The following is a 13,909-nucleotide window of genomic DNA, read 5'->3' on the forward strand; positions in this document are numbered from 1 at the left end:
AGCTCCGGTTTCCCGAAGTTATCCCAGTCTTACAGGCAGGTTGCCCACGTGTTACTCACCCGTCCGCCGCTAATCAACAGGAGCAAGCTCCTATTGATTCGCTCGACTTGCATGTATTAGGCACGCCGCCAGCGTTCGTCCTGAGCCAGGATCAAACTCTCCAAGAAAGTTGATGTAGCTCGAATTTTACGTTGGCTTCACTTCAATAAATGAAATGAATAATTATTGTTTGTTGACGTTTTGTTTGTTTAGTTTTCAAAGATCAATTTCTCATTATCGCTCAAAAGCGACTTTTTAAATATATCACTCGCAAATCGCATTGTCAACAATTATTTTCAATTGTTTATTACGTCAGCAGCGACGTTTATAAATATAACAGGATAATAAAAATATGTCAATAATTCTTTTTAAAAAAACTACCCTTTTTTTCTGCTTCTTTTGTCTTTTCTCATATATTTCAAACATTCACTTGGTGAAGCAACTCGTCTAAATAAAGTAAATAACACTTTATATCTCTCTTCCATTGCTCTTTTCACAATATGGTCAATCCGCTCATCCCTTAAATCAAAGAGAATTTCATCCATTTCCCGCTTGATTAAATATTCCATCTCTTTTACTTCTTTTTGGTTAATTAGTATTCCCAGCATCCAATGACCTCCAGTAAATTTCTGTTCTAGTAGTGTTTTCCAAATAATTCAATTTTATAATAAAAAACTTTATTCATATTCTTAAAAATCGCGTCATAAGTTGAGACAAGGATGGTAATGGACGAGGTGGTCAGGATGAAGTTTTTTTATGTATTAAACGGCAAGTCGTTGAAAAACTTTTCATTAATCTTAATTGCTGCTTTTTTTACGGCGTGGTTCCTTTACATGCAGAATATTGCCCAATTCCCCGTTTTTTCTACAAAAGATGGTCCTAAAGCGATTTATCGCGGCGAAAAAGACATTGCCTTATCTTTTAATATAGGCTGGGGGGATGAAAAAGCCAAACCGATTTTAAACACTTTAAAAAAAGAAGGAGTCAAATCTGCAACATTCTTTTTAGCAGGATCATGGGCTGAGCGTCATCCCGATATCGTCAGCAGCATTGTAAAAGAAGGTTACGAAATAGGCATCCTTGGCTACGCCTATGAGAATTATAAAAGTTTAGAGGATGCAAAAATTCGCAAAGACATTTCAAAAGCCCAAGAAGTTTTTACTAAATTAAATGTAAAAAATATTAAACTTCTGCGTGCTCCAACCGGGCACTTCGATGAAAGAACGTTAAAAATTGCTGAAGTGTATGGGTATACGGTTGTCCATTGGAGTGTGGATTCGCAGGATTGGACAAATCCCGGCGTTAAAACCATTGTAGCGAATGTTGAAAAAGCAAAAAAAGGAGATATCGTTCTTTTACATGCATCTGATTCAGCTAAGCAAACCTTAAAGGCTTTGCCGGCAATTATTCAAGAAATTCACCATAAAGGCTTAAAGCTTATTTCCGTTTCGGAAATGATCGCTAATGGCCATGTCAGTTCAAAAGAAATAAAATAACCTCACACAAAAACCGCCCCTTTTCATTCTAAAGGGACGGTTTTTTATTGGTTTTATTTTTTACAGCTTTATGCTTATTCCCAGCCGCTGCATTTTTGCGATTTTGTCTTTCCTGATCGGAACGTTCATTTAATTTTTGAAGAATCAATAATTGATACGCATTACAGGCCAAGAGACCAAAAACCATAAGGTATACCCAGCTTCTTTCATTAACCCGCAGGACAGGAACCCATTCCACAACTGTTACAACAACCATAAAAAATAAAGCAGGAATAAAAGCCGTTAGATTCGTTTGTTTACTCTTAAACCAGGCAACAGCCAAACCAATGAGGAATGGAATTAACGCTACCCCAATATAGGGCATAACAGAATCCCCCGGCTTTGCAAATGCTGCATAACGCATATAAACCAAATCAAACAGGCAAAATAGAATGAGCACCGTTTGAACCCCATTCCAAAGGGTGGTTGACTTAAAAATCCCTAAACCAAACCTATGTATGGTTAAATAAGCAAAAAAGCCCATTTGACTAATGACACTAAAAAGGAATCCCATAACAATTAACCATATTGTTGTTGATATTATATCAATTAGGTTAAATTCAGTAAAATAATGCTGAAATTCACTCCAGCGAACAATAAAACCCACAATAGCCGTTGTGAGCCCGCCCACCAATAAAGTGTTCAAAAACAGTTTTACCCAATTGCGGCTTGTCACACCATAAACCTCCAAAATAAATATGCATTCCTAATGATTGTACCAATCCATTTTTGAAAAATCCATATTTTAAAATCCTTCACGCATAATCTTTCTCAATTTTCTTCATCATAAAATTAAGGATTCTTATGTGAAAGGAGCTTTTCAAATGAAAGCGAAAATTATACTGCTCCTCCTACCCATCATGATGTTGTTATCCAGCTGCGCATCCACAGACACCAGCAGCGGTGGACAAGTTGATTATGACCAAACAAAAAAAATGGTCGTTGATATTCTAAAAACTGATGATGGTAAGAAGGCAATTCAAGAAGTGATGTCTGATGATAAAATGAAGGAAAAGTTAGTGATGGACCAGAAGATGGTTTCACAGACAATTGAACAAACCCTTACTTCCGATAAAGCAACAACCTTTTGGAAAAAAACCTTCAGTGATCCAAAATTTGCTCAAGGTGTTGCCAAAAACATGAGATCCGAAAACGAAAAGCTGCTAAAGGATTTAATGAATGACCCTCAGTATAGAGGTATGATGATTCAAGTTTTTAAAGAGCCGGAAATCCAAAAGGAATTAGCGGATGCATTAAAAAGTAAAGAATACCGTGAGCATCTTCAAAAGGTAATTGCCGAAACGATCGAGAGTCCGTTATTTAAAGCTAAAATGCAGGAACTTCTGCTTAAAGCTGCAGAGGATGTAAAAAATAGTTCAAGCGGCGGAAAAGATAGTGGCGGAAGCCAATCAAGCGGCGGGCAAAGCGGTAAGGGCGGCAGCAGCGGTGCCTAATTAACCATAATAAAGGCCCACTTGAATAGTGTTGTCCTTATTCCGCTTTCCCATCAACCAAAAAAGCCCCTTCCAATTAAGGAAGAGGTTTTTTTGTTATTTCTTTAAAAGACTTGTCACTTTTTCAGCAATATCTATATAAATTTTTCCGATTGGATGGTCCTCTTGATACACAGATGGGGCAAAATCTTCGTCATTCCAATCAGGCTGGTTTAGCGGTAGACGCCCAAGTACTTCTGTATTTAATTCTTCCGCCAATTTATCTCCACCACCGCGGCCAAATACGTATTCTTTTTCGCCAGACTGCTTACTTTCAAAATAAGCCATATTTTCAATTACACCCAGGATTTCATGTTCCGTACGAACTGCCATTGCACCGGCACGGGCCGCTACAAATGCCGCTGTCGGATGTGGTGTTGTAACGATAATTTCCTTACATGCCGGAAGCATGGTGTGAACATCTAATGCAACGTCCCCTGTTCCTGGAGGAAGGTCTAACAATAAATAATCCACTTCTCCCCATTCGACTTCATGGAAGAAGCTGTTCAGCATTTTTCCAAGCATTGGTCCACGCCAAATGATTGGCGCATTATCCTCGACAAAGAATCCCATAGAAATGACTTGAACTCCGAAACGTTCAACTGGAATAATTTTTTCTCCTCTAACTACAGGCCGCTTAGTAATTCCCATCATATCCGGTACACTAAACCCGTAAATATCTGCATCAATCAGCCCTACTTTTTTACCTAGACGGGCTAAAGCAACAGCAAGGTTAACTGATACAGTAGATTTACCTACGCCACCTTTACCAGAAGCAATCGCAATAAAGGTTGTATTTTTAGACGAAAGTAAACCTTTATCCTCCGTTTCTTCAGCTGAGTGGCGATGGGCCGTAAGCACCTCTTCAGACAATTCACCAAAGCGAATCCCTACAGTGACCGCTCCAGCTTCTTTTAATACATTTACAATTTGTGTTTGCAATTGTAGTTGCTCGGCCGTTCCGGTTTTTGCTATATCAACTTTAACGCTGACATGGTTTTTTTCTTCTTTAATTTTTATTTCCTCGATTGCATTTAATTCTAATAATGTTTTATGTAAAAATGGTTCTTTTAAGCCGCCAAGAATTTCACGGACTTTTGCTTCTGTTAGCATGTAAAAACACCTCACCATTGAATTCGTTTCCAAATTCAAGTATACCATAACTCTGAATAAAAACAGTTAACTGAATCACAGTAAACCCTGTTCTAATATTGTAAAGAAAAGCGGAAGCGCCTTGGTAAGCCCCGACTGCTGCTTGCGGGCTTGACGGTGAAGTCGGCATTTGACTTCATCGCCAGGACCGAAGCGACCTAGGAAAAAAACAGTTCATTTTTTCCCCAGAGGGGCTAGGTGCTGAAGCTAGACAAAATCAAAAAGATGAGCGAAATGCTCATCTCCCTTAATCTGTTTCTTTTAATTCTTTTTCATACGTAAAATAACGAATAATCCCTTTATAAATGGATGCAGCTACTTTTTCTTGGTATTCGTCGGTTTTTAAATATTCCTTTTCTGCAGGATTGGATAAGAAGCCGACCTCAACTAATACTCCAGGCTTTTTCGCATTTTTTAAAATATAGACATGGCCTAAAGGCTTAGCTTTTCGATTGGTATTTTCCAAATTACGCCTTAACTCATCTTGAATAAATTTTGCTGCTTTTTCGTTTTCTTTATAATGGGGGGAATAAAAGGTTTGGGCTCCGCTCCATCTGGCAGAAGGAATGGCATTTAAATGAATACTAACAAAAAGGTTTATATCATTGCTATTAATCGTTTTAAGCCTTTGCTTTAGATCTTCTACCTTTCTTCTGCTATACCCCCTTGTTGTAGGGTCCGCCAAGTCCTCATCTTTCTCTCTCGTCATCATAACGAGGGCACCGTGCTGCTGGAGAAAATCCCTGACCTTAAAGGAAATATCCAAAGCAATATCCTTTTCTAAGGTTTTTCCATCGCCGGCGCCTCCATCAGGACCACCATGACCCGGGTCAATTAAAATGATTTTCCCTGATAAGGGCAGATTCCATGATTTCCATGATTTATCTTCCATAAAATCATGTTGCAAAATCAGGAACAATAAAAGTAAACCCACAGAGAACGCTATAATTTTTACTCTTCTCTTTAGCAACCAAATCATTCCTTCCCGCTCGTCCATGTTCATTTAAATATATGGGACAAGGGGATGATTTAGAACTAATGGATTACCTAGTGCAGACGTAGCTTATGCCGTCGTTCACCTTTTTGGTATCCTTCAAGCCACCAGACATTAATATATTGTTCACAAAGATAGTAAAGGGATTCACTCATCGTCCCTTCCTCTCCGTTACCCCAATAAAGTAAAAAATTAAAAAGGGTATCAACTAAATGCCTTTCTTCCTTGTAGCAGCGTTTTCTAACTTCTTCGATATTTTCGCCATAATGACCAAATTTACTGTACTTAGCCCCTAAAAGAAAGGCTTCCAGCGCCACATCGTAACAAGCCTCTTCCACACCTGCATGCATGACAAAACTTGATGTGATTCTTGAGGACCCAAAATATTGCTGAACCCTTTCTTTTAATGTTTTTATCGATAAGTCTCTAAGGACTGAACGCTCATATTTTATTTGTTTATCCCGTTTCTTTTCTTTAAAGGTTGTAATAACAGTCACAGTTTTCACCTCTTAGGACTATTCTTCATCCCTTAATCCTAAGAAATGCAAAATTTCAGCTGCCAATTTTATGGTTTAAAAAATCCAGCCATTTTGACTGGACTTTAAAATCTTTAATTATTTTTCAACCAATAAACATCACTTGCACCACAACAGCATCTATCAACGGAATAATCCCTTCATCTAAGATTAGATTTATTGGATCTACTCAGATTTTGTATTATTTCCCGGGAATATGTTGAAATTTGAAATATAATAAATCCTATTTAAAACAATGGAATTTCTGTTTTTGAGGGTTGTCTTCGGGCTCAATATATCTAAACTTTAATTTATATGTATCGCATTTCTCAATGACTGTTTCAGTTTTTTATCTATATTAAGTCTTCAGCTGTATCGTCTAGGTCTTTACTGTATCAAGTAACGCTTTAAGCTATGAAGGTTTTGAATCCAATCCAAGTTATATCGCCCAGCGATACATACTCAAAAAATAGCTTGCAGCAGGAAAAACTAACATTTGTTTCCACATCAAAATTTTCCCCTCAACGATTACCCCAAAAGCCTTAGTAGGCCCTTATTTTCGAAATAAAGAGAAAAGCCATTCCCATTTTTCTTTAGGCTTTTGTATCGCTTCTTCTAAACGTTTATTAAAATCATTTTGTGAACACCATTCTTTTTTCTGTTCGTCCCGCAGATTTTGTATTTCTTTTTGTAGGAAATCGCTTATTTGTTTTTCTTGTTCCAGCAATGTTTCGTATTGAATATTTTGATGTTCAGCTAATTTTTCAATTTTCACATGAGTTTTTTGCGCTGAATTACCAATAGTGGAACTTATAACATGATGATCTTGTTGGAGTCGAGAAACCGCAGTTTTAAGCTGTGACATATCATTTGTCAGTTGGACATTCATTTCACGTGTGGCTGCAAGTTCATTAACTAAAAACCTTAACATCTCTTTTAATTGATTAGGGTCATGTGGTAAATCTCTATATGTATCGGATACCGCAATTCCTGTTGTATTGTTTCCTTCTAATCGTTCATTTTGCTGGGATACAAGGTCTTTAGCTGTATCATCTAGAGGCTTTTTTGTATCGCGTAACGCTATAAGCGCTTCGATGTCGGATTGAACAAAGATACGTCGGTCGCCATCTTTTAAAAACTCATATCCATTCCGCTCTAAGATTTGGCCATACTTTCGAACAGTGGGTGTAGCAATCCCCACTTCTTCTGCCACTTCCTTAGAAGTGAAAGCTCGTTCATTCGGTTGAATATCCCCTCGCATATTATACCTCCTTTCTATTTAATAGGAAGATTTTTAGTTTATTTACATTATATCGCCCAGCGATACGAAAAAAACGAACCAATCAGCCCCTTTGTTGAGGCACTTTTCTAAACGTTTAATTTGATTTGACAATAAAGCCCTCTCACTATTATAAATTGAATTATATGCTAAGAAAAAGAGAATTTTGTCCTGTTAATAATAACTTAGTTTTATACTAATAAAAAACCCTTCCTCGGCAATTCGAGAAAGGGCTGTAAACGCTGATATATAAAGAATATTAACGTTTTGAGAACTGAGGTGCACGACGAGCGCCTTTAAGACCGTATTTCTTACGTTCTTTCATACGTGCGTCACGAGTTAATAGACCAGCGCGTTTTAATGTTGGACGGTATTCTGGATCAGCTTGAAGTAATGCACGTGCAATACCGTGGCGGATTGCGCCAGCTTGACCAGTGTAGCCACCGCCTTTTACGTTTACAAGAACATCGTAGCTGCCAACTGTTTCAGTTGCTACTAATGGTTGTCTTACAACAACGCGTAAAGCTTCAAATGGAATATAGTTTTCAATGTCACGATTGTTAATTACAATTTTACCTGTACCTGGAACTAAGCGCACACGTGCGACAGAGCTCTTACGACGACCAGTACCAATATATTGAACTTGTGCCAAGTTAATTCCCTCCCTTTAAATTATCCGCGAAGTTCGTAAACTTCTGGTTGTTGTGCTTGGTGCTTGTGCTCGCTACCAGCATAAACGTGTAATTTTTTGAACATTTGACGGCCAAGAGAATTCTTTGGAAGCATACCTTTAACAGCAAGCTCGATCATTTTCTCAGCATAGTTAGTACGCATTTCAAGAGCAGTTCTTTGTTTTAAACCGCCTGGGTGTAAGCTGTGACGATAGTAAATCTTGTCAGTTAATTTCTTACCAGTTAATTCAACTTTAGAAGCGTTGATAATGATCACATGATCACCAGTGTCAACATGTGGTGTAAAAGTTGGTTTATTTTTACCACGTAGAATTGATGCAACTTCAGAAGCAAGACGACCAAGAGTTTTGCCTTCAGCATCAATTACGTACCATTTACGCTCGATATTGTTGGCATTTGCCATAAATGTTGTACGCATGAGTTTCCCTCCTAATTTATATCCGTAAAAAGATTATTCTTTCGCACCTTCAAAGCCGTAAGCGTCCATTCTGTTCCGGGAATGAACATTCACTGCCCTTGTGCGGCCATTTTCCAAATCATATATTTTCAATCACGATTAAGACTTTCCGGGGCTTTATCGTGGGATTAAAAACACACACATATAATATAATAAATACTTGGAAGCGATATGTCAAGAAAATGTTACACCTGGTTAGGTTGTATTAATGAAAATTTATTCATAGAATACCTTCCAAAGATACAATCCTTGCGCCGGTGCTGTTTTTCCGGCACATTTCCGGTCCTTTGCTTGCAGAATTTCGAGTAAATCAGATGGGTTTCGTTCACCTGATCCAACCTCCAACAATGTTCCGACTAAAATTCTCACCATATTATACAAAAAGCCATTCCCTTTAAAACGAAAAATAAGCATATCGTCGTCAACAGTAATCTCAATCGATTCTAACGTTCGAATCTTATCTTCTACTTCTGTTTTTGCGGAACAGAAGCTCGTAAAATCATGAGTCCCCAAGAGATTGGGTATAGCCTCTCTAATTGCGTCCATATTTAACTGAAATGAATACTGGTAGGCATATTTTCTCTGAAATGGGTCTCTTTTCGTGGAAAGCCGCAAAAAATAGCGGTATTCTTTGCCAACAGCATCAAAACGGGCATGAAACGAATCATGAATCTTCTCAACAGATAATACCGCAAGATCCTCTGGCAGTAAGGAATTAAGGGCAACTTCCCACTTATTTTCAGGAATGGAGAGCGGTGAATCAAAATGAATGACCTGACCCTTTGCATGAACTCCTGCATCTGTTCTTCCCGAAGCACTAACTTTCACAGCATTACCTTTATGCATTTTGGTTAAAACGTCCTCAAGCACCAATTGAACGGTACGTTTACTTGGTTGAATCTGATAGCCTGAGAACTCGGATCCATCATAGGATATGATGCATTTATAGCGCTGCATTGGTCTTCTCTCCATTATGAACGTAATAAAATTAATAGAATAGTTAAAAGTACAAACACGGCAATTTGGATAGAATCACGATTACTCCAGTTTAATTGGCGATATTTCGTTCTTCCTTCCCCGCCTCGGTACCCTCTTGCCTCCATGGCAATTGCAAGATCTTCTGCCCGTTTAAATGAACTCACAAAGAGCGGAATTAAAAGCGGGATGATTGCTTTTATTCTCTCTTTGATCGGCCCACTGGAAAACTCAACGCCCCTGGCAATTTGCGCCTTCATAATTTTATCAGTTTCCTCCATAAGAGTGGGAATGAATCTCAATGCAATCGACATCATTAAGGCCATTTCATGTACAGGAAATCGGATTTTTTTCAATGGATGTAATATTGTTTCAAGTCCATCCGTTATTTCAATTGGTGTCGTTGTTAACGTTAATAACGATGTCATTAAAATTAAAAAAAAGAACCTTAAGGAAATAAAGATCCCCATTCTAAGACCTTGCTCATAAACCTTCAACGGCCCTATATGAAACAACAGGTTACCTTGCTTCGTAAACAGCAGCTGCATAACAAATGTGAAAAGCACAAGCCAAATAATGGGTTTAAGCCCAGTGTACAAAAAACGAACAGGTATTTTCGATAAGGCAATCATAAAAAAGGTATAAATTCCAATAAGTACGTAAGTCATCCAATTGTTCGCAAAAAAAATGATACAAACAAATAAAAAAATAATGATTAACTTAGAACGGGGATCCATCCGATGTACAACAGAATCTGCGGGGACAAATCTCCCAAAAATCATTTTTTCCATCATACCCGCTCACCTCTGCCTATTAATTGTGTAACAGCAGAAGCCAGCTCATCAATGGTTAAATAGGTTTTATCCAACTTTTTACCCATTATTTTTTCAAGCTTAAGCTGGAAGCGGACCACTTCTGGAACATCCAACCCCATGTGAAGCAATTCCTCTGTTGCAGTGAAAATTTCTTCTGGTGTACCTTTATTTACTACTTTTCCTTGCTGCATAATCACGATTTGGTCCGCATATTGTGCGGCATCCTCCATACTGTGAGTAACCAAAATCGTTGATAATCCTCTTTCCTTATGCAAACGATAAAACATGTCCATAATTTCTTTGCGGCCTCTTGGGTCTAATCCAGCCGTCGGCTCGTCCAGGACGATAACGTCCGGTTCCATGGCAAGAACACCCGCTATGGCAACACGGCGCATTTGGCCTCCTGATAAGTCGAAAGGCGATTTACCCAATATTTCATCTGATAATCCCACTTGTTTAAGAGCAGTCCGGGCTCTATCTTTTGCCTCTTCTTCAGAAATCCCAAAATTCATCGGACCAAAAATAATATCCTTTTCAACGGTTTCTTCGAACAATTGATGTTCTGGAAACTGAAAGACAATTCCCACCTTTTGTCGTACCGGTTTAAGATTTTTATTTTTCTGCTTTGCTTTAATTTCATGGGTTCCAATTACGACCGTTCCTGCAGTAGGCTGCAGAAGCGCATTTAAATGCTGTAATACTGTGGACTTTCCGGAGCCAGTATGGCCAATAATAGCCAGGTAGGTTCCAGTTTTAATATCGATGGAGACATCCTCTATGGCCAGTCGTTCAAATGGGGAATTTACTTGATAACGGTATTCTACATGCTGCAGTGAGATGTCCATAACTCAGTCACCAACTCATCTTCCGTTAAATAATGTTTTGATAGTTCAATTCCTTCTTGACGGAAAGCTTTACTCATTTTCACGGAAAAAGGGATATCCAGTCCTAATTGAATTAACTCTTCATCCATTGAAAAAATTTCTTCCGCAGTTCCCTCACGGAAAACCTTTCCTCGGTTCATCACAATGATCCGATCAGCCTTAGCTGCTTCTTCTAAGTCATGGGTGATGGATATTACGGTCAGCTGCTTTTCATCCTTCAAAGCGCGAACAGTCTCTAACACCTCTTCTCTTCCTCTTGGATCTAGCATCGATGTCGCTTCATCCAAAATAATAATCGAAGGTCTTAGAGCAAGTACACCTGCAATAGCTACTCGCTGTTTTTGGCCACCTGAAAGATGGTGGGGCTCTTGATTAAGAAATTGATCCATTTTTACTTTTCGTAAAGAGTCTCCTACCCTTTGGGTCATTTCCTCTCTGGGAATGCCGTGGTTTTCTAAACCAAAAGCCACATCATCCTGTACAGTGGTCCCTACAAATTGATTATCCGGGTTCTGGAATACCATCCCTAATTTTTCCCGTATATCCCAAACGGATTCTTCCGATAATTTTTTACCACAAACAGTAATTTCACCTTGTTGCGGAAATTGCAGCCCATTTAAAAGTTTCGCTGTCGTGGACTTTCCTGAGCCATTATGGCCCACAATTGCCAGCCACTCTCCTTCCAAAACTTGAAAACTTACATTCTGAAGGGCATGGCGGTCCTGACCGTCATATTTGAAAGAAACGTTATCAAGGGATACAATAGGTTTTTTCATGAAAGATTCCCCCTATCTCGACTCAAGCTAAACTCTACTGATATTTTACTACATACAAAAAAAGCCTGCACCTCTTCCCTGGCAGGAACGAAAATCATCTGCCGATTAATTGGAATTCCTTCAGGAAATGGGAGAGGTGCATGAGCTAGACGAGACGTGAAAAGAATATAATATTAATCAACATTATTCTTCCAGTGGAGATGCTGGTTCTCCTTATGAGCTCCTAAAATTATAGGGTCACGCCCATCGTAACACTCTTTTTGGCTTGGTTCGTACATTATTAAAATAATGATACAACAAAAGGGCAAAGAACAAGTTTGATTGTAAACTGTCCAGCGCCCTTGTTGTCAGATAAGTGTGTATTAAACTAACTCGATGATAACCATTGGCGCACCGTCACCGCGGCGTGGTCCAAGTTTCATAATACGAGTATATCCACCTTGGCGCTCTTGATAACGAGGAGCGATATCAGTGAAAAGTTTTTGTAATGCGCTTGTGTTATTCTCAGCATCAGCAACCTCATTACGAACGTAAGAAGCAGCTTGACGGCGAGCATGTAAATCACCGCGTTTTCCTAAAGTGATCATTTTTTCAACAGTTGAGCGAATTTCTTTCGCGCGAGTTTCTGTTGTTTCAATGCGCTCGTTGATGATTAAATCAGTTGTTAAATCACGAAGCATAGCTTTACGCTGTGCGCTTGTGCGTCCTAACTTTCTGTATGCCATGAAGGGTTCCCTCCTTTGTTGAAGTCATTAAAAAATTCTCGCAATCAGCCAATACGCGGCTGAACTAGTCGTCTTTACGTAAACCTAATCCTAGTTCTTCTAGTTTCGCTTTTACTTCTTCTAGTGATTTGCGACCAAGGTTCCGTACTTTCATCATATCCTCTTCAGTTTTATTAGCTAATTCCTGAACAGTATTAATGCCAGCACGCTTTAAGCAGTTATAAGAACGAACAGATAAATCAAGTTCTTCTATTGTCATCTCTAGAACTTTTTCTTTCTGATCTTCTTCTTTTTCAATCATAATCTCAGCATTTTGAGCCTCGTCAGTTAACCCAACGAAAATATTCAAATGCTCGGTCAAAATCTTCGAACCAAGAGCAATCGCTTCTTTTGGCCCAGTGCTTCCATCTGTCCAAACATCAAGCGTTAGCTTATCATAATTTGTCATTTGACCTACACGAGTATTTTCTACCTGATAGGACACTCTTGATACCGGAGTATAAATAGAGTCAATTGGAATCACACCAATCGGTTGATCCTCACGCTTATTTTGATCTGCCGGTGTATAGCCGCGTCCGCGTCTAGAAGTTAAACGCATGCGTAGATGACCGTTTGAAGCTAATGTTGCAATATGAAGGTCTGGATTTAAAATCTCTACATCACTATCATGGGTAATATTACCAGCTAAGACAGGTCCTTCGCCTTGAACATCAATTTCAAGAGTCTTCTCTTCATCAGAGTAGATTTTAATAGCTAATTTTTTAATGTTTAAAATGATGGATGTTACATCCTCTACGACGCCTTCAATTGTTGAGAACTCATGAAGTACCCCATCGACCTGAATCGATGTAACAGCGGCACCTGGGAGTGAAGATAATAGGATACGACGTAAGGAGTTACCCAAAGTGGTACCATATCCACGCTCAAGCGGCTCTACGACGAACTTCCCGTACTTGGCATCATCGCTGATCTCAACCGTTTCGATTTTTGGTTTTTCTATTTCGATCATCAATTAACCCTCCTTCAAAACGTCAAAAACCTCGATTAAGAAAATGTTCTAATCGAAATTCCCCCATGTATACGTTCCCGTTTTGTGCACAACAACTGGAATAAATCTTCTGTATGAACGGAAAAATTTGTATCATATCCCATTATAGACAAGGATATTAAAGTCTATACAGAAAAATTAAACACGACGACGTTTTGGTGGACGGCATCCATTATGTGGAACAGGAGTAACATCTTTAATTGCTGTTACTTCAAGACCAGCAGCTTGCAGAGCACGAATTGCAGCTTCACGTCCTGCACCAGGCCCTTTAACCGTTACTTCTAACGTTTTCATACCGTGTTCGATAGAAGTTTTTGCTGCAGTTTCTGCAGCCATTTGCGCTGCGAATGGAGTAGATTTACGAGAACCTCTAAATCCAAGCGCACCCGCACTTGACCATGAAATTGCATTACCATGGACATCAGTGATTGTTACAATTGTATTGTTAAATGTTGAACGGATATGTGCAATACCTGATTCAATATTCTTTTTAACACGACGTTTACGTGTATTCGTTTTACGTGCCATTT

The 13,909-nt window shown here is 38.8% G+C and carries 17 protein-coding genes and 1 rRNA gene; 2 read left to right on the plus strand and 16 right to left on the minus strand.

Annotated features, from left to right (window positions below; all coding sequences use genetic code 11):
- Nucleotides 1-167, minus strand: a 16S ribosomal RNA gene (locus tag BIV60_RS11615); the annotation flags it as partial.
- 249 nt (nt 168-416) lie between these two features.
- Nucleotides 417-647, minus strand: a complete 231-nt coding sequence (locus BIV60_RS11620) for a hypothetical protein (protein WP_071355908.1) — start codon at nt 645-647, stop codon at nt 417-419.
- Between the two features lie 135 nt (nt 648-782).
- Between BIV60_RS11620 and pdaB the strand changes: the two genes are divergently transcribed.
- Nucleotides 783-1,535: a polysaccharide deacetylase family sporulation protein PdaB gene (pdaB, locus tag BIV60_RS11625; protein ID WP_071355909.1), complete on the plus strand. Its 753-nt coding sequence runs from the start codon at nt 783-785 to the stop codon at nt 1,533-1,535.
- A gap of 28 nt (nt 1,536-1,563) precedes the next feature.
- On the opposite strand, the gene BIV60_RS11630 is transcribed toward pdaB, so the two are convergent.
- Nucleotides 1,564-2,250 carry a KinB-signaling pathway activation protein gene (locus BIV60_RS11630; protein WP_071355910.1) on the minus strand — a complete coding sequence of 229 codons (687 nt, stop codon included), beginning with the start codon at nt 2,248-2,250 and terminating at the stop codon, nt 1,564-1,566.
- A gap of 148 nt (nt 2,251-2,398) precedes the next feature.
- Between BIV60_RS11630 and gerD the strand changes: the two genes are divergently transcribed.
- Complete coding sequence (gene gerD, locus BIV60_RS11635) at nt 2,399-3,028, plus strand: spore germination lipoprotein GerD (RefSeq protein WP_071355911.1); 630 nt, start codon at nt 2,399-2,401, stop codon at nt 3,026-3,028.
- Between the two features lie 96 nt (nt 3,029-3,124).
- Here the strand turns inward: gerD and BIV60_RS11640 are convergent, their stop codons facing one another.
- From BIV60_RS11640 to rpsK, 13 genes are all read right to left on the minus strand, one after another.
- Nucleotides 3,125-4,180: an Mrp/NBP35 family ATP-binding protein gene (locus tag BIV60_RS11640; protein ID WP_071355912.1), complete on the minus strand. Its 1,056-nt coding sequence runs from the start codon at nt 4,178-4,180 to the stop codon at nt 3,125-3,127.
- Between the two features lie 286 nt (nt 4,181-4,466).
- Nucleotides 4,467-5,198: an N-acetylmuramoyl-L-alanine amidase CwlD gene (gene cwlD / locus BIV60_RS11645; protein WP_071355913.1), complete on the minus strand. Its 732-nt coding sequence runs from the start codon at nt 5,196-5,198 to the stop codon at nt 4,467-4,469.
- A 68-nt stretch (nt 5,199-5,266) separates the two neighbouring features.
- Nucleotides 5,267-5,710: a YbaK family protein gene (locus BIV60_RS11650; protein WP_071355914.1), complete on the minus strand. Its 444-nt coding sequence runs from the start codon at nt 5,708-5,710 to the stop codon at nt 5,267-5,269.
- 571 nt (nt 5,711-6,281) lie between these two features.
- Entirely contained in the window at nt 6,282-6,989 is a 708-nt protein-coding gene (locus BIV60_RS11655; protein WP_071355915.1) for a hypothetical protein, read from the minus strand.
- Nucleotides 6,990-7,266: 277 nt separating this feature from the next.
- Nucleotides 7,267-7,659, minus strand: coding sequence for a 30S ribosomal protein S9 (gene rpsI, locus BIV60_RS11660; protein ID WP_026574304.1), 393 nt, complete (start codon nt 7,657-7,659; stop codon nt 7,267-7,269).
- 20 nt (nt 7,660-7,679) lie between these two features.
- Nucleotides 7,680-8,117, minus strand: a complete 438-nt coding sequence (gene rplM / locus BIV60_RS11665) for a 50S ribosomal protein L13 (protein ID WP_071355916.1) — start codon at nt 8,115-8,117, stop codon at nt 7,680-7,682.
- A 255-nt stretch (nt 8,118-8,372) separates the two neighbouring features.
- Nucleotides 8,373-9,113, minus strand: coding sequence for a tRNA pseudouridine(38-40) synthase TruA (gene truA / locus BIV60_RS11670; RefSeq protein ID WP_071355917.1), 741 nt, complete (start codon nt 9,111-9,113; stop codon nt 8,373-8,375).
- A gap of 14 nt (nt 9,114-9,127) precedes the next feature.
- Nucleotides 9,128-9,925, minus strand: coding sequence for an energy-coupling factor transporter transmembrane component T family protein (locus tag BIV60_RS11675; protein ID WP_071355918.1), 798 nt, complete (start codon nt 9,923-9,925; stop codon nt 9,128-9,130).
- Entirely contained in the window at nt 9,922-10,791 is an 870-nt protein-coding gene (locus BIV60_RS11680) for an energy-coupling factor ABC transporter ATP-binding protein (protein WP_071355919.1), read from the minus strand. The genes BIV60_RS11675 and BIV60_RS11680 overlap by 4 nt, the downstream gene beginning before the upstream one ends.
- Nucleotides 10,767-11,606 carry an energy-coupling factor ABC transporter ATP-binding protein gene (locus tag BIV60_RS11685; RefSeq protein ID WP_071355920.1) on the minus strand — a complete coding sequence of 280 codons (840 nt, stop codon included), beginning with the start codon at nt 11,604-11,606 and terminating at the stop codon, nt 10,767-10,769. The genes BIV60_RS11680 and BIV60_RS11685 overlap by 25 nt, the downstream gene beginning before the upstream one ends.
- A 362-nt stretch (nt 11,607-11,968) precedes the next feature.
- Nucleotides 11,969-12,331 (minus strand): 50S ribosomal protein L17, encoded by a 363-nt coding sequence (rplQ, locus tag BIV60_RS11690; protein WP_071355921.1) that lies wholly within the window; start codon nt 12,329-12,331, stop codon nt 11,969-11,971.
- A 64-nt stretch (nt 12,332-12,395) separates the two neighbouring features.
- Nucleotides 12,396-13,340, minus strand: a complete 945-nt coding sequence (locus BIV60_RS11695; protein ID WP_071355922.1) for a DNA-directed RNA polymerase subunit alpha — start codon at nt 13,338-13,340, stop codon at nt 12,396-12,398.
- 177 nt (nt 13,341-13,517) lie between these two features.
- On the minus strand, nt 13,518-13,907 hold the full coding sequence (gene rpsK, locus BIV60_RS11700) for a 30S ribosomal protein S11 (protein ID WP_024027886.1): 390 nt from the start codon (nt 13,905-13,907) through the stop codon (nt 13,518-13,520).
- Between the last annotated feature and the right edge of the window lie 2 nt (nt 13,908-13,909).

The sequence above is a fragment of the Bacillus sp. MUM 116 genome (genome assembly GCF_001866655.1).
GTDB lineage: Bacteria > Bacillota > Bacilli > Bacillales > Cytobacillaceae > Neobacillus.